Source organism: Cryobacterium sp. BB307 (assembly GCF_012274275.1).
In the GTDB taxonomy this organism is placed as follows: domain Bacteria; phylum Actinomycetota; class Actinomycetes; order Actinomycetales; family Microbacteriaceae; genus Terrimesophilobacter.
Window position 1 is genome coordinate 130,250 of record NZ_JAANZA010000003.1, and the last position, 14,648, is coordinate 144,897.

Below are 14,648 nucleotides of genomic sequence, written 5' to 3' on the forward strand. Positions count from 1 at the left end.
ACGCCGAAACCGCCCGCGGCACTAGCATCCGTACATGACGAGTGCACTCCGCGGCAGTGCTGCCGCCGTCACCGCTGGCCTCATCGGCTTCCTGTTCCTGGTCGAGTTCGTCAGCGGCATCCTGCAGGGCTTCTATGTGCCCCTCATCCCCGACCTGGTGCGCTACCTCGACATCACCGATGCAGACTTCAACATCTTCGAGGGCGCACAGCTGCTGCTGTCCGCGCTCGTCGTCCCGGTGCTCGCCAAGCTCGGCGACATGTACGGGCACAAGCGCATCCTGCTGGTCTCCACCGCCCTGACCGCGGGCGCGACCTGGTGGCTCGCGTTCGCCGGCGACTTCACGAGCTTCCTCATCGCGTTCACCCTGCAGGGTTTCTACGTCGTCTGGCTGCCGCTCGAGATCGCGCTCATCTTCGACAAGGGCCGCCGCTCGGGGCACGCAGCGTCCGCGACGCGCAAGGCGGCGGCGCTGCTGATCGTCGGCCTCGAGGCCGGGGCGATCGCCGGCGCGCTCGGCGGTGCGGCGGTGTTCGACGCGTTCGGCGGCGCTGAACTGCTCGCGCAGGCGATGGTGCCGACGCTCACCGTGCCGGCCGTCGCGGTGACCATCGCGTTCTTCGTCATCCTGTTCGGGGTTCCGGAATCGGAGCCGCTGCCGGGCCGCACCCTCGACTGGGTCGGCTTCTCGGTGCTCTCGATCGGCCTGCTGCTCATCACCTCCGGCCTCACGTTCCTGAAGTTCAACGGCCCCGAGGCGCTCTGGGCGTGGGGCATCATTCTGCTCGGGCTCCTCAGCTTCATCCCGTTCGTGCGCTTCGAGCTGCGACAGACCGACCCGGCCATCGACATCCGGGTGCTCAGGCAGCCGAACATGTGGCCGGTGCAGCTCACCGCGTTCCTTATCGGCATCAGCCTGCTCGGCGCACAAGCGCCACTGTCGACGTTCGCCGGCACCGATCCGGAGGTCCACGGTTACGGGCTGGGGCTTGCGGCGGGCTCGATCTCGATTCTGATCGGCGTCTATCTCATCTCGATGATCATCGGTGCGCTGGCGTTCCCCATCGTGTCCCGGATGCTGTCCCCTCGGACCGCGCTCATCATCGCCGCCTTCCTGGTCGGGACCGGCTACCTGCTCTTCATCCCGTTCCACGATGAGACCTGGCAGGTGTTCATGAACATGTTCGTCGCGGGAATCGGCTCCGGCGTGCTGATGGGCGCGATGCCGGCCGCCGCCGCGGCGGCCGCACCGCGCGGACAGACCGGCATCGCCTCCGCCCTCACCAATACGACCAAGACCATCGGCGGCTCGTTCGCGTCCAGCGTCTTCGCGATCGTGCTGGCGATCGGCGCGGTGCAGGTCGCCGGGCACACCGCCGGCAGCCTGTTCGGCTACCACCTGGTGTGGATCATCTGCGGTGCGGGCGCGGTCCTCGCGGCGATCCTCCTCTTCGTGGTGCCGCGACAGGCATTCGCCGACACGGCGGACGACGCCGCCCAGGCCGCGATCGAACCGGCAACGGAAGGCGCATGAGCATGCAGTATCGAGAGTTGGCGACCGAGGCCGCAGGCTACCTGCCGGAGCTGCAGTCGGTGCGCCGTGACATCCACCGCAGGCCCGAGCTCGGGCTGCAGACTCCCCAGACCCTCGAGCGCGTGTTCGCGTCGATCGACGGACTGCCCATCGACATCACGCGATCGACGACGATGTCTGCGGCGGTGGTCCGCGTCCGTGGAGCTCACCCCGGACCCACGGTGGTGCTGCGCGCCGACCTCGACGCGCTGCCGCTGACCGAGAACACCGGTCTCGACTACGCATCCGAGATCCCCGGCCTGATGCACGCGTGCGGCCACGACCTGCACGCCGCGATCGCGGTCGGTGCGATCCACCTTCTCGCCACCCACCGGGACCAGCTCGCCGGCGAAGTGCTGTTCCTGCTGCAGCCGGGCGAGGAGGGCTATCGCGGCGCGAACCGGATGCTCGATGAGGGCGCGCTCGAGCTGGCGAGCGGTGACCTGGTCGGCGCGTATGCCCTGCACGTCACCACCGCGTACCCGCTCGGATGCTTCACCACTCGCCCCGGAACCGGGATGGCTGGCGCGGCAACCCTGAAGGTCACCGTGCACGGACGCGGCGGCCACGGTTCTGCACCGCACCGGGCGCTCGACCCCAACCAGGTGGTCGCCGAGATCGTCGTCGGCCTGCAAACCCTGGTCACCCGCCGCTTCGACATCTTCGACCCGGTGGTGGTCACCGTCGGCTGGCTGTCCGGCGGCGAGCCGGGCGCATCCAACGTGATCCCAGAGTCGGCGGAGTTCGGCGCGACCGTGCGCACCTTCTCGGCCGAGACGGCCGGTGTCATCGAGCAGCGCTTGACGGAGCTCGTCACCGGCATCGCGGCCGCGCACGGTCTGGTGGCCGACGTCGAGTTCGCGAGCGTGACCGACCCGCTCATCAACAGCGAACAGCACACCGACCTTGCCGCCCGGGTCGCGCAGGAGATGTTCGGCGAGAACCGCTTCGTGACGATGCCGACACCGATCGCCGGCGCGGAGGACTTCGCCGCGATCCTGCAGGCCGTCCCCGGGGCGTTCGTGTTCGTCGGCGCCTGCCCGCCGGAACTCGACCCGGCGACTGCGCCCTACAACCACTCCGATCTTGCGCTCTTCGACGACACCGTGCTGCCGGATGCGTCGGCCTATCTCGCCGCGCTCGCTTTCGCCCGGCTCGACGAGGTCGCCTCCGGCACCGTCGTCAGATCATCGGATTAGGCGACCCCGCCCCGGCTCGCGACTTCGCCTCGGCGCGTTCCTTGATGCCCAGCAGCAGCTTGCGCTCCATCAGGTACTGGCCCGGTTCGACGAACCCGCGGACTGCGGCGCCGATCATCGGCGAGGAGTACGCGACGCGCGTGCGGGTGATCAGCCGGGTGGAGGTCTCCCCGACCGGCTTCAGCACGAACGTCCACGACACGTCGACAGGGTCTTCCGGCCGCGCGGCGGTCGCCCCGACGAACTTGCCGGTGGACGCGTCCATGGTGCCGCCGAGGGACAACACGGAGCCCGCTTCGAGCATCCGCACCGGAATTCCCTCGTTCTTCTCGCCCCACGGGATCACGTCACCGACGCTCAACTGCTGGAACTCCGGCAGGATCCGGCGTGACCGCTTCGGGTCGGCGTCATGGGCGGCCTTCTCGCTCTGATCGAACGAGTAGAACCCGGCCCTGCCGTATCCCATCTGCACGAGCCAGGGCCACACCTCATCCGGTGTCGCATGGATCGTGACCGCGCGGGTCGAGTGCATCTTCGGATGCTGGACGAAATCGTCCCCGGGAAGGTCAGCGAACACCTCCGAGTCGTCACTGCCCCAGCGCAACTGCTTTGGGCGGAAGAATCGCGCGTACCATGCCGCTGCGATGACGGGGACGGCTACGACTGCGATCGCCTTCGCGACCGTCGACGAACCACTCATGAGAAACCTCATCTCGCCGTTAGGCGCACCACCATACGCTCCGCCCCTGCGGTGCGACTAGCGATCGTCAGATTTTGGGGCTGAGCGGACGGCGGGTCACGTTATGCGCGGCGGCCTGCGCGAGGGGCCGCACCATGATCAGGTCGAGGTTCACATGGCCGGGCAGCTCGAGCGCGTGCACGATCAGCTCGGCAATATCCTCGGCGACGAGCGGGTTCTCGACCCCCGCGTAGACGGCATCCGCTTTCGCCTGGTCTCCCCCGACGCGCTTGAGCGTGAACTCGTCGGTCTTGACCATGCCCGGCGCGATCTCGATCACGCGGATCGGCTCCCCAGCCAGCTCCAGACGCAGCACTGCGGACAGCGCGTGCTCCGCGTGCTTCGCGCCGTTGTACCCGCCGCCGCCCGGGTAAGGTTCGTGGCCGGCAACCGAGGTCACCGTCAGGATGTCCGCGTGGCCGTATTCGGCCGCTGCGCTTCGGAGCAGCGGGAGCAGCGCGCTCACCACGCGTTGCACCGCGATCACGTTGACATCGAACATCCGGGCCCAGTCGCCCGGATCTGCACTCTCGATCGCATCGACGCCGAATGCGCCGCCCGCGTTGTTGACAAGCGAGTGCACTGGGCCGCTGGAGGCCAGATAGTCGCGCAGTGCCTCGACCTGCGACTGGTCGGTGAGGTCGGCGACGAAGGTGTCTGCACCGGTCTGGGCGGCGAGCGCCTCAAGCCGATCCGCGCGTCGAGCAACGCCGACGACATCCCAGCCGCGGGACCGGAACAGCTTGACCGTGGCGGCGCCGATGCCAGAACTCGCTCCCGTGACAACCACTCGCCGTGCCATCCTGCCGCCCTTCGAAGCACTGATGTGGGGCACCAGTCTGCCAGTTATCGCGAAACCAGGCGTGTTAGGCATAGGGGTGTGACCGACACTGGGACAGCGCCTGTCCGCGAGCGCCGCGTGCCGTTCTGGGACAACGCCCGCTTCATCTGTGTGACGCTCGTCGTGATAGGCCACGCCATCCAGCGGCTGACGGCCGATTCGGATCCGGCGCACGTCGCCTACCTGTTCATCTACTCGTTCCACATGCCCGCGTTCGCGATCATCAGCGGGTACTTCTCCAAGGCGGACCCGCCCAACAAGCGCGCGATGCTGCGCATCATCACCGACATCCTGATCCCGTACCTGATCATGGAGTCGGTCTGGTCGCTCGTGCAGTTCCTGGTCGAGGGCAGGAGCGACTTCAACCCGTCGACGCCGTCCTGGACGCTGTGGTTCCTGCTCGCGCTCGGCATCTTCCGCGTGATCCTGCCCTACCTTGCGCTGCTGCGCTGGCCGCTCATCATCTCGGTCATCGCATCCGTCGGCGTCGGCTACTTCGCCAATGTCGACAGCACGTTCTCGCTGTCCCGCGCGATCGGCATCCTGCCATTCTTCGTGCTCGGCTGGCGGGCGCGCGAGTGGGGAATCGCCGACCGCTGGCTGCGGCTGGAGCGGATGCTCTGGATGCGAGTCGTCGCGGTCGCGGTGCTCGCTGCCTGGGTGACGGTGCTCACGGTCTACATCGACGTGTGGCGGCGGTTCGAACTCCGCTTCTGGTTCTTCTTCAACGACGGGTACCAGGAGCTGGGCGAGGAAGAGTGGTGGGCCGGACTCATCCGGCTCGCGGTCATCCTGCTCGCCGTGGTGCTGTGCGCCGCATTCCTCACCCTGATCCCCCGACGAGCCAGTTGGCTGACCCCGCTCGGTCAGGGCACCATGTACGTCTACCTGCTGCACAGCTTCCTGCTCTACCCGTTGCGCGAATCCGGGCTGCTGACCATCGGCTACCCCTCGGGCAGCCTGCTGGTGCTCATGGTGCTTGCCGGCATCGCGATCTCCATCGTGCTCGCGAGCCCGCCGGTGCGAAGGCTGTTCCGTCCGGTCATCGAGCCCAAGCCGAAGTGGCTCTTCAGGGCCTTCGACGATGCGCCGACCGGGCATTCGCGAATCGACCCGACCGGGTCACGACGAGATCGGCCCGCACCGCGCCGCTGACTCGTACGGCGCCGCCAATAGTTACGGCATGTTGCGGGTTCCCTTGTCGGCTTCAGGTGTGGTTCTTAGGCTCAACCAACCGCACGAATCGCCCCCCGTGAACCACCAAGGAGTTCCCTTATGACTGACACCGCGAACTGGAAGTTCGAGACCAAGCAGATCCACTCCGGCGCCGCACCGGACCCGGTCACCAACGCGCGGGCGACCCCGATCTACCAGACGACCGCGTACGTCTTCAACAGCTCCGAGCACGCGCAGAACCTGTTCGCGCTTGCCGAGTTCGGCAACATCTACACGCGGATCCAGAACCCGACCCAGGATGTCGCCGAGCAGCGCCTCGCGGCCCTCGAGGGCGGCACCGCTGCGCTGCTGTTGTCGTCAGGCCAGTCCGCGACGACCTACGCCATTCTGAACATCGCCCAGGCGGGCGACCACATCGTCTCGTCGTCGACGATCTATGGCGGCACCTACAACCTGTTCAAGTACACGCTCGCGAAGCTGGGCATCGAGACGACCTTCGTCGAGGACCAGGATGACCCGGAGCAGTGGCGCCGCGCCATCCGTCCGAACACCAAGCTGCTCTTCGGCGAGACGATCGGCAACCCGAAGATCAACGTGCTGGACATCTCCGCGGTGGCCGGTATCGCGCACGAGGCCGGCGTCCCGTTGATCGTCGACAACACGATCGCGACGCCGTTCCTCATCCGCCCGTTCGAGCACGGCGCCGACATCGTCGTGCACTCGGCCACCAAGTTCCTCGGCGGCCACGGCACCGTCATCGCCGGCGCGATAGTCGACGGCGGCACGTTCGAGTGGTCGAAGCACGTCGACAAGTTCCCCGGCCTCACCGAGCCGGACGAGTCGTACCACGGTGTCAGCTACACCGGCGTGCTGGGCGACGCGATCGCCTACATCATCAAGGCCCGCGTGCAGCTGCTGCGCGACCTCGGGTCGGCCATCTCGCCGCAGAGCGCCTGGCAGCTCATCCAGGGCATCGAGACGCTGAGCCTGAGGGTCGAGCGGCACGTCGCCAACGCGCAGAAGGTGGCCGAGTGGCTCGACGCGCGCGACGACGTCGACATCGTCTACTACGCCGGACTGCCGTCTAGCCCCTGGTACGAGGCGGGACGCAAGTACGCGCCGAATGGAAGCGGCGCGGTGCTGTCGTTCGAGCTCAAGGGTGGCGTCGACGCCGGCCGCACGTTCGTTGACAACCTCGACCTGTTCAGCCACGTCGCGAACATCGGTGACGTGCGCAGCCTCGTCATCCACCCCGCATCGACGACCCACTCGCAGCTCACCCCCGAGCAGCAGCTGAGCGCCGGCGTCACGCCGGGCCTGGTGCGGCTCTCGGTGGGCCTCGAGAACATCGACGACATCCTCGCCGACCTCGACAAGGGTCTGGCCGCGGCTCGCGGCACGGCGGTGAGCGCCGCCTGACCCGCACGGGCCGTGCCGTAAGCAAGGGAACTCTCGCTCGCTTACGGCACAGCCCTGCGGGGCCGGCGCGTAACACTCGCGTTGCGTTCAGTCGTTCGGGGGCAGAATGGCTTCACATGGACTGGCAGACGGCAGAGGATTCGGCACCTTCGGCGTTCATCACCGAAGCCAACCTTCGCTCTGTGCTGGGCAAGCCGCCCGCGACCGGCGCGTGGCGGGAGGGCGACCCCGTCGGTGACCGGCGCTTCGTCTCGCTCGGTGCGCTGCCGCTGGAGTTCGGCGGGTCGCTTCCGACCGTGCGCATCGCCTACGAGACCTGGGGCACGCTGAACGACGACCGCAGCAATGCGGTGCTAATTCTGCACGCGCTCACCGGCGACAGCCACGTCCTCGGGGAAGCGGGGCCCGGGCATCCGACCGACGGGTGGTGGAGCGGCATCGTCGGTCCCGGCGGCTACATCGACACCGACCGCTGGTTCGTCGTCGCACCCAACATGCTGGGTGGCTGCCAGGGTTCGACCGGCCCGGCGTCGACCGCACCGGATGGCGCCGAGTGGGGCGCGAGATTCCCCTACCTGAGCATCCGCGACCAGGTCACGGCGCAAGCGGTCTTCTCGGATCGGCTCGGCATCGGACGCTGGGCAGCGGTGGTCGGCGGGTCGATGGGCGGCATGCAGGCCCTCGAGTGGGCAGTCAGCCACCCCGACCGGCTCGACTCGGTCGCAGTGCTCGCCGCCCCCGCGACCAGCACGGCCGACCAGATCGCGCTGAACTCGGTGCAGCTGGAGGCGATTCGGATCGACCCCGGCTGGGCGGACGGCGACTACTACGACGCCAACGACGGCGAGGGCCCACACCGCGGACTCGCCCTCGCCAGGCGGATGGCGCTCCTCAACTACCGCTCCCCCGACGAGCTCAACGACCGGTTCCGCCGCAGCTGGCAGAGCGGCATCAGCCCGATGGGGTCAACCGGTCGCTTCGCGGTCGAGAGCTACCTCGACTTCCACGGCAACAAGTTCTCCCGCCGCTTCGACGCCAACAGCTACATCACCCTGGTCACCGCGATGAGCTCGCACGACGTGGGACGCGACCGCGGCGGGGCCGAGCTTGCGCTCTCCCGCTCCACCGCGCGCAGCCTGGTCCTCGGCATCGACAGCGATCGCCTGTTCCCGCTCGAGGAGCAGCAGTTCCTCGCACGACACCTGCCGAACGGGGTCACCGCCCGCGAGCCGATCGTCATCAGCTCTGAGTATGGTCACGACGCATTCCTGATCGAGAACGAACTTGTCGGCGCCGCACTGGAGCGGCTGCTGAGCGACGTGCGAGTGGGCGGCAGTTGACTATGCTGTTCAGTTAAGCCCGGGGAAAGAGTCCCGATCCGACCGACGGGCTTGTGGGGGCAGAATTGGCAGGCACGCCGCAACGAAGCGCTCGGCCCGAAGTTCGAGTTGCGATCGTGGACGACTTCCGGATGGTCGTCGACGGCCTCGTCGCGAATCTCCGCGACCGCAGACTGCGGCTCCGCGTGGTCCTCCAGGTGACAACCTGGGCGGACCTGCTCGCCCACCCCGAGTACCCGGCCGACGTGACGGTACTCGACCTGAACCTCGGCGACGGCATTCGGATCGACACCAAGGTGCACGCACTGCTGGCCGCAGGCAGCCAGGTCGTGCTGATCAGCCGGCATGCGGACTCGACGTCGATCGCGCGCGCGCTGCATGCGGGAGCGCTGAGCTTCGTGCCGAAGTCCGCGCCGGCTTCCGAGCTGGCGAAGGCGGTGCGCGCCGCGGCGAACGGCGAGCGCTACCTGCCGGAGGAGTTCGCGCCGACGACGCTGGAGGCCCTTCAGCATCCGAAACTCGGACCGCGCGAATTCCGGGCGCTCGAACTGTACGCGTCGGGGCACTCGATCCGCGAAGTGGCCGAGGACATGGGATCGACGGTCGAGACGGTGAAGTCGTACATCAAGCGCGCTCGGGCGAAGTACCGCGCTGCGGGGGTCGAGCTTGGCTCCAAGCTGCTGCTGCGGCAGCACGCGCTGCGTGAGGGCTGGCTCGACCGCGAATAGCGCCCTCTTGCCCGAGCGCCGTGATTAGCATGACTGCATGCGACCCGCCGCCGTCAGTTGCGCGATTGTCGCGATCGGCCTGCTGGGCGCGTGCTCGCCGATCGCGCACACGGCGCTGCCCGACGGTGTGAGCGTCGACGTCTACCAGACCCGGATGGACTACGGCGCCCGTGAGCTCGAGGTATCCGTCACCAACGAAACCGACGCGGAGCTCGAGGTCCTCGAGCTCGTCTTCGACTCACCGGCATTCGTCTCCGAGACCGCGTACCAACGTGCCCCGTCGACGATCGGCCCCGGGCGGACGACGGACTTCCGGGTGAGCCTGCCGGCGGCCGACTGCTCCGCCACCGACCCGAAGCCGGTCGTGCGAATCGAGTTCGAGCATGACGGGATGCCGGGCAGCGCATCCGTGGAACCGGTCGACCGTCTGGGCCAGTTGCCAGGCATCACCGCGGAAGACTGCCTGGCTGAGGCACTGGCCGAGCACGTCAGGGTGGAATGGTCGGATGAGCTTCGTGTCGTCGACCGCGGCGGACGGAAGGTCGCGCTGCTCGATCTGGTCCTCGAGCCGACCGGCGCGCGCGGCGAGGTCACCCTCGAGACGCTCCACGGCACACCGCTCTTCCTGCTGACCGACGAGAACGGTGCGGCGACCGACGAATTGGCGCTCGCCACGCCCGTGCAGGCGCAGAGCGAACGATCGACCGTCACCGTCGGCGTCGTCCCGACCCGATGCGACCTGCACGCCATGGCCGACGACAAACGCGGCACCTGGTTCCCGCTGCGCGTCAGCACCGATCGGCTGGAGGGCACGGTCTACGTGCCGACGAGCGAGCGGATGCGCACCGAACTGTTCGCCTACATCGGAGCATCCTGCGTCACCTGATCCGGGTGGGCTGAGCAGACGATGCGGTTAACGGCCAAGCGGGCCGCTTTTTACGCGACCCGCTTGCACTCCCCAATGAAGCCGGTGTGCTTTCCGGCAAGTGTTCCGGATCTCCGCTAGGACGGGTTTCCGGGGCGAGCGTGTGGCTTGGTGCCCCTCTGTGCTCGCTATCGAGCTTAATGTGCCGATGTGGGGAGTAGAACGGTGTCGTACCCCCATTTGAGGTCACAGACGTGCCACGATTGCCGGTGTGGAACCCATCGCTAAAGAGCGCGACCGTCTCCTGTACCGGACGACGCGCGCGCTGGGTATGGCGACGGCCACCACGAGCCTGATCGCCCTCAGCGTTCCCGGCATGATGCCGACGAATGCGTGGCTCGCGATGCTCGGGCCGTTTGTTGTCTTGTTCCTCAGCCTGTATGCCCTCGGGCGCGATCCCCGGTTGCCATGGGCCGTTCTGGGCATATTCGCAGGAATCGTGATCCTGGTCATCGCCAACCTGCCGTTCGCCGCGGACCACGCCGCGAGCCTGCCTTTTGCGCTCGCGCCGCTCGCAGGCGGAACGCTGGCCTCCTTCTCGTTGGTGCTCACAACGAGCGTCCCGCGCCTGGTCATCCTCGGCCTGTCGTTCGGCACCGCGACCGTGCTCACCGAGCTCGTCAGCCCGAGCAGCGGCATCCTGTCGGAGAAGACCATCATCGTCATCGTCGGCTGGCTGCTCATCATCCTGCTCGGCTTCTGGCTCAGCTCGAGCGTTCCCCGAACCGCCCGGCGGATCTACAGCATCGGCCGAGCGCACCGCGCCGAGCGTCAGGCGAGCGAGATCGAGGCACAGCGACGCCAATCGGCTCGGTTGCTGCACGACACGGTGCTTGCGACGCTGACGCTGTTCGCCCACTCGGGCGTCGGGGTGTCACCGGATGCCTTGAAACAGCAGGCTCGGGAGGACGCGCAGCTGCTGCGTCAGCTGCGCCTCGGCGCGACTCCGGTCCCCGGAGCACACCAGGCCACGGAGACCTCGCCCGTCGCCGTGGTCGAGATCGACCCGTCCGCGGGCACAACTCTGGAGTCGGTGAAGAGCAGGTTCCACCGCATCGGCCTGGAGGTCAGCTGGCACGGAACGAGCCAGGTGCTGCTTCCGCATCACGTGCTCGACGCGTTCCTGCTCGCGCTCGCGGAGTGCCTCGAGAACGTGCGCAGGCACGCCGGCGTCAAGGTCGCCCACGTCACAATCACCGACGATGAGACGACAGTGCGTGCAATGGTGACCGACTCGGGCGTAGGGTTCGATGTCAAGGACATCGACTCGGCGAGGATGGGACTCAAAGAATCCGTGGTCGGCAGGTTGGGGGAAGTGGGCGGCAACGCCCGCCTGTTCTCCGCGCCCGGAGCCGGGACGACGGTCGTGCTGGAGGTCCCTAAGTGAGCCACCCCGTCGAGGTCAACACCCTCGGAACGGTCGTCGGCAAACGCGGCCGGCCGCGCAACATATCGAACTCCCCGGCCGCCCGGGCGCTGCGCAAGGCGGCGACCGGCGGCGCAAGTCTCGGCACGGGGTACCTGGGCATCGGCGCCGGCATCATCGCCGGACTTCAGGCGGTCTTCGCGTTGGGCTTCTTCCTGACACGCATCGACACGTACCCGAACCTCATTCCCATCTCGCTCGCCTGGGTGCTGTTCTTCGTCACCACGATCGCGGTCGGCATGGTCATTGCGCTGGCGGGCGAGCGGATGCCGGGTTGGCTGTTCGCGGTGCTGCTGGCCGCGATGGGCGGCGTGATCGTCCTCGATTTCGCCGCCATTGGGCCGTTGCTGAACATCGGAGCGACAGCCACAGCATCCGTCTCCGCGAGTTTCGGGCTGCTGCTGGCCGTCACACTGCGCCCCGCGTTGGAGCTGGTTCTTGCCGGCAGCGCGATCGCGGTCGCTTTCGTCGTGGCGATCCTGTCAACCACTCAGCTCACCGTCGAGACCATCCCCGCGCAACTCGGTGTGCTGCTCCTCGTGCTGCTGCCGCCGTTCTTCGGCAGCTGGCTGGTCGCGCAGTTCCGCCGGATGGTTCAGATCGAGCTCGACCGCGTGCTCGTGCAGTCGACGGTGTCGGCACCACGGCTGGCGGTGGGCATGCTCGCCTCGGAGGAGCTGGCCCGGCTGGACCTCGCCGCGGAGGAGCTCTTCGACTCGGTGGCAAGCGGCCGCACCAAGCTGCCCCTCGACCCGGCGACCGCGTCACGCGCGGCATCCCTCGCCACCGAGTTGCGTCTGCACCTCATCGAGGGACGCCGTGAGACCTGGCTGTACCACGCGATCACCGAGTCGGAGCAGCTCGGCCGTTCGGTGACGCTGACCGACCCCAACAGCCTCGCCGGGCTCCTCGACGCGGGCGAGCGCGACGGGCTGCTCGCGGCTGTGTGGCTGCTGGTCTCCGACAAGGGGAAGAAGAAGCCCACCGTGCACCTGCAGTTGGGTCCGCTGGCCGCGCCGGATCCGGATGCCCAGACCCGCACCATCACGATTCCCATAGTCATCTCGACCACCGGCGTTTCGCGCAACCGGGTCGAGCCCGCGACGTGGAGCGCGATCGAACGCGTCGGACGTTTCACCACCACCATCGAGAACTCGAGCCTGCGGGTCGAGATCAATTGCTCGGTGGTTGCCCCTTCAGACCAATACCATGCTGAACAAGCAGTCCAGAGATAAGGAACCACCGTGGCAACAGCAGAAGCACCCATTCGACTCGCCCTTGTCGACGACCACCGGATGCTGCTCTCGGCGCTCACCGAGTGGATTCGCAACGCTGCGGATGACATCTCGATGGTCGCGGCAGTGACGACCTGGCCCGAATTGCTCACGCATCCGCAGTTCCCCGTCGATGTCGTCCTGCTCGACCTCGACCTGAAGGACGACCTGCCGGTGTCCCTCAAGATCTCCACCCTGAAGACCACTGGTGTTAAGACCGTGCTCATGAGCACCTACTCCGAACCCAACGTGGTGCGCGAGGCGCTGGGTGCCGGTGCGCTCGGCTACCTGGTGAAGAGCGAGGACGCGTCGATGATCGTCGAGGCGATCCGCGCGGCGCACGCCGGAGAGTCGTACATCTCGGCGGAACTCGATCTCGCTCTCAACGCCAACGATGTCGGTGGGGCGCCGAAGCTGAGCGCGCAGGAGCGCCGGGTGATGGCCCTGTACGGCGGCGGCGAGCCGGTCAAGGCGGTGGCGTTCCAGCTGGGCATCTCGGAGGAGACCGCGAAGTCGTACCTCAAGCGCATTCGAGAGAAGTACCGCGTCGCGGGCATCGACGTGGGCACCAAGGTGGCGCTGCGGAAGCGCGCCATCCAGGACGGCATCCTGCTGCAGACTCCGGAACCGACCGGCGGGTTCTAGCCCCGGGTCGCGTCGAGGCTTCCGCGCTCGCTGCGGTCATCCGCTGCAGTTGCACCGGGCGCGGATGACCGGAACGGGCGCGGCGGACCGGCCGCGAGCCGCACGAGCACCGCGACCGACCAGCCGAGCAGCACGATCAGCATCGCGTTGCGCACGGTGATGGCGGCAAGCATCGCTGGGTCCAGTGCGAGCAACCAACCGTACAGGTACGGGTAGATCACCTGGGTCAGCGCCGCGATCGCCAGGCTCAGGATCGCGGGGATGCCGAACGAGCGGCCAGCACCGCGCGCACCCAGCGCCAGACCGAGGATCACGGGCGGCGCGAGCCAGCTCATGATCTGCGGCGAGCCCACCTTGTTGAACACGATGAGCGCGGTCACGAGAGCGAGCGACAGAGGCGCGATCAGGTCGGTCGGCTGCGCACCGCGGCTGACCGCGAGCACGGCGGTGAGAGTGAGGGCGAGCACCGCGAGTACTAGCAGCGGCGTCATGAGCGCGCTCAGCACCTCGACCCCGGCGCCGCTCACCTGGTAGGTCAGGATGTCGTGGCTGTAGTAGACCTCGGTGTCCGGTTGGCCCGCGAACGCCTGCCACAGCCAGGGTGTAGTGACGACCGCTTCGACCTGCAGTCCTCGGCCGGTGTGCTGCCAGAGGAAGCTGAGCACGTTCGCGCCGCTGCCGTAGAGGAGCGCGACTCCGATGATGGCCGCGCTGATTCCGATGGCGGTGCCGAGGATGCGCCAGCGGTCCCTGAGGGTCACGACGAGCGCGCAGACGAGTGCCGCTGGCCAGACTTTCATCCACGCGCCGACGGTGAAGAGCAGGGTCGCGGCCAACGGATGCTTCACTGCGATCAGCACGCCGATGATCGCGAGCGGGATCGTGATGGCGTCGATGCGCCCCATCGCAATGGGTCCGAGCAGCACCAGGAATCCCAGCCACCACCAGGCGGCGAGCGGCCTGCGCGCCGGGGCACGCCATCCGATGATCGCGGCGAAGGCTGCGGCGTTCAAGGTCAGGACGAGCGTCAGCCATGCGCCCTCGTTGTTCTCGGGCCCGAAGATCGTGACCGCAAGCATCGGGAAGATCGCGAGGATCGGGTATACCCATTCGGCGTCGATGCCCACCCAGAAGTCGGCGGCACGGACCTGGTCGGTCCAGTACCGGTAGACGAGCGTGACGTCGCCGAGCGGCATTCCGTCGGCGGTGAGGTTCAAAACGCCGAGCCAGAGGTGCACGACGATGACCGCCACCCACAGCACGATCGGTCTGCGAGCGCGGTGCGCGATGCCGCTGGTGAATTTCATCGGCTCAAGCGTAGCCGTGGGGCATCCTCGCACTCGAAAGACGCGAAAGACCGCCG

At 67.6% G+C, this 14,648-nt stretch carries 13 protein-coding genes; 10 read left to right on the forward strand and 3 right to left on the reverse strand.

Translation table 11 applies throughout. The features are described 5' to 3' along the window. Positions 1-34: 34 nt before the first annotated feature. Together HGK58_RS12135 and HGK58_RS12140 are read left to right on the forward strand one after the other, a co-directional pair. Positions 35-1,534: an MFS transporter gene (locus HGK58_RS12135; RefSeq protein WP_168627885.1), complete on the forward strand. Its 1,500-nt coding sequence runs from the start codon at positions 35-37 to the stop codon at positions 1,532-1,534. Next, positions 1,531-2,772, forward strand: a complete 1,242-nt coding sequence (locus HGK58_RS12140) for a M20 family metallopeptidase (protein ID WP_168627886.1) — start codon at positions 1,531-1,533, stop codon at positions 2,770-2,772. Before HGK58_RS12135 ends, HGK58_RS12140 begins: the two co-directional genes overlap by 4 nt. Here HGK58_RS12140 and HGK58_RS12145 read toward each other — a convergent pair. Together HGK58_RS12145 and HGK58_RS12150 are read right to left on the reverse strand one after the other, a co-directional pair. After that, positions 2,756-3,472 (reverse strand): SRPBCC family protein, encoded by a 717-nt coding sequence (locus tag HGK58_RS12145; protein WP_168627887.1) that lies wholly within the window; start codon positions 3,470-3,472, stop codon positions 2,756-2,758. The two genes, HGK58_RS12140 and HGK58_RS12145, sit on opposite strands and share 17 nt — an antisense overlap. 67 nt (positions 3,473-3,539) lie before the next feature. Continuing rightward, positions 3,540-4,313, reverse strand: a complete 774-nt coding sequence (locus HGK58_RS12150; RefSeq protein WP_210422932.1) for an SDR family NAD(P)-dependent oxidoreductase — start codon at positions 4,311-4,313, stop codon at positions 3,540-3,542. A 78-nt stretch (positions 4,314-4,391) separates the two neighbouring features. Between HGK58_RS12150 and HGK58_RS12155 the strand changes: the two genes are divergently transcribed. The 8 genes from HGK58_RS12155 (at position 4,392) to HGK58_RS12190 (ending at position 13,285) form a co-directional block, all read left to right on the forward strand. Then, positions 4,392-5,507 (forward strand): acyltransferase family protein, encoded by a 1,116-nt coding sequence (locus tag HGK58_RS12155; protein WP_349236216.1) that lies wholly within the window; start codon positions 4,392-4,394, stop codon positions 5,505-5,507. A 120-nt stretch (positions 5,508-5,627) separates the two neighbouring features. Next, the gene (locus tag HGK58_RS12160; protein WP_168627888.1) at positions 5,628-6,947 is read left to right on the forward strand and encodes a bifunctional o-acetylhomoserine/o-acetylserine sulfhydrylase; all 1,320 of its coding nucleotides are present in this window, start codon (positions 5,628-5,630) and stop codon (positions 6,945-6,947) included. Between the two features lie 116 nt (positions 6,948-7,063). After that, entirely contained in the window at positions 7,064-8,287 is a 1,224-nt protein-coding gene (locus tag HGK58_RS12165) for a homoserine O-acetyltransferase (RefSeq protein WP_168627889.1), read from the forward strand. A 116-nt stretch (positions 8,288-8,403) separates the two neighbouring features. Beyond that, positions 8,404-9,015, forward strand: coding sequence for a response regulator transcription factor (locus tag HGK58_RS12170; RefSeq protein ID WP_168627890.1), 612 nt, complete (start codon positions 8,404-8,406; stop codon positions 9,013-9,015). A 37-nt stretch (positions 9,016-9,052) separates the two neighbouring features. Continuing rightward, entirely contained in the window at positions 9,053-9,901 is an 849-nt protein-coding gene (locus HGK58_RS12175; protein WP_168627891.1) for a hypothetical protein, read from the forward strand. Positions 9,902-10,151: 250 nt separating this feature from the next. Next, on the forward strand, positions 10,152-11,327 hold the full coding sequence (locus HGK58_RS12180) for an ATP-binding protein (RefSeq protein WP_168627892.1): 1,176 nt from the start codon (positions 10,152-10,154) through the stop codon (positions 11,325-11,327). Beyond that, complete coding sequence (locus tag HGK58_RS12185; RefSeq protein ID WP_168627893.1) at positions 11,324-12,601, forward strand: hypothetical protein; 1,278 nt, start codon at positions 11,324-11,326, stop codon at positions 12,599-12,601. The genes HGK58_RS12180 and HGK58_RS12185 overlap by 4 nt, the downstream gene beginning before the upstream one ends. A gap of 9 nt (positions 12,602-12,610) precedes the next feature. Then, positions 12,611-13,285 (forward strand): response regulator transcription factor, encoded by a 675-nt coding sequence (locus HGK58_RS12190; RefSeq protein WP_168627894.1) that lies wholly within the window; start codon positions 12,611-12,613, stop codon positions 13,283-13,285. Here the strand turns inward: HGK58_RS12190 and HGK58_RS12195 are convergent. After that, positions 13,282-14,592: a glycosyltransferase 87 family protein gene (locus HGK58_RS12195; RefSeq protein WP_168627895.1), complete on the reverse strand. Its 1,311-nt coding sequence runs from the start codon at positions 14,590-14,592 to the stop codon at positions 13,282-13,284. The two genes, HGK58_RS12190 and HGK58_RS12195, sit on opposite strands and share 4 nt — an antisense overlap. Positions 14,593-14,648: the final 56 nt, after the last annotated feature.

Excerpts from the sequence above, each read along its gene's own strand:
- HGK58_RS12135 (WP_168627885.1), top strand. The coding sequence starts at position 35 with ATGACGAGTGCACTCCGCGGCAGTGCTGCCGCCGTCACCGCTGGCCTC.
- HGK58_RS12140 (WP_168627886.1), top strand. The coding sequence starts at position 1,531 with ATGAGCATGCAGTATCGAGAGTTGGCGACCGAGGCCGCAGGCTACCTG.
- HGK58_RS12145 (WP_168627887.1), bottom strand. The coding sequence starts at position 3,472 with ATGAGTGGTTCGTCGACGGTCGCGAAGGCGATCGCAGTCGTAGCCGTC.
- HGK58_RS12150 (WP_210422932.1), bottom strand. The coding sequence starts at position 4,313 with ATGGCACGGCGAGTGGTTGTCACGGGAGCGAGTTCTGGCATCGGCGCC.
- HGK58_RS12160 (WP_168627888.1), top strand. The coding sequence starts at position 5,628 with ATGACTGACACCGCGAACTGGAAGTTCGAGACCAAGCAGATCCACTCC.
- HGK58_RS12165 (WP_168627889.1), top strand. The coding sequence starts at position 7,064 with ATGGACTGGCAGACGGCAGAGGATTCGGCACCTTCGGCGTTCATCACC.
- HGK58_RS12175 (WP_168627891.1), top strand. The coding sequence starts at position 9,053 with ATGCGACCCGCCGCCGTCAGTTGCGCGATTGTCGCGATCGGCCTGCTG.
- HGK58_RS12195 (WP_168627895.1), bottom strand. The coding sequence starts at position 14,592 with ATGAAATTCACCAGCGGCATCGCGCACCGCGCTCGCAGACCGATCGTG.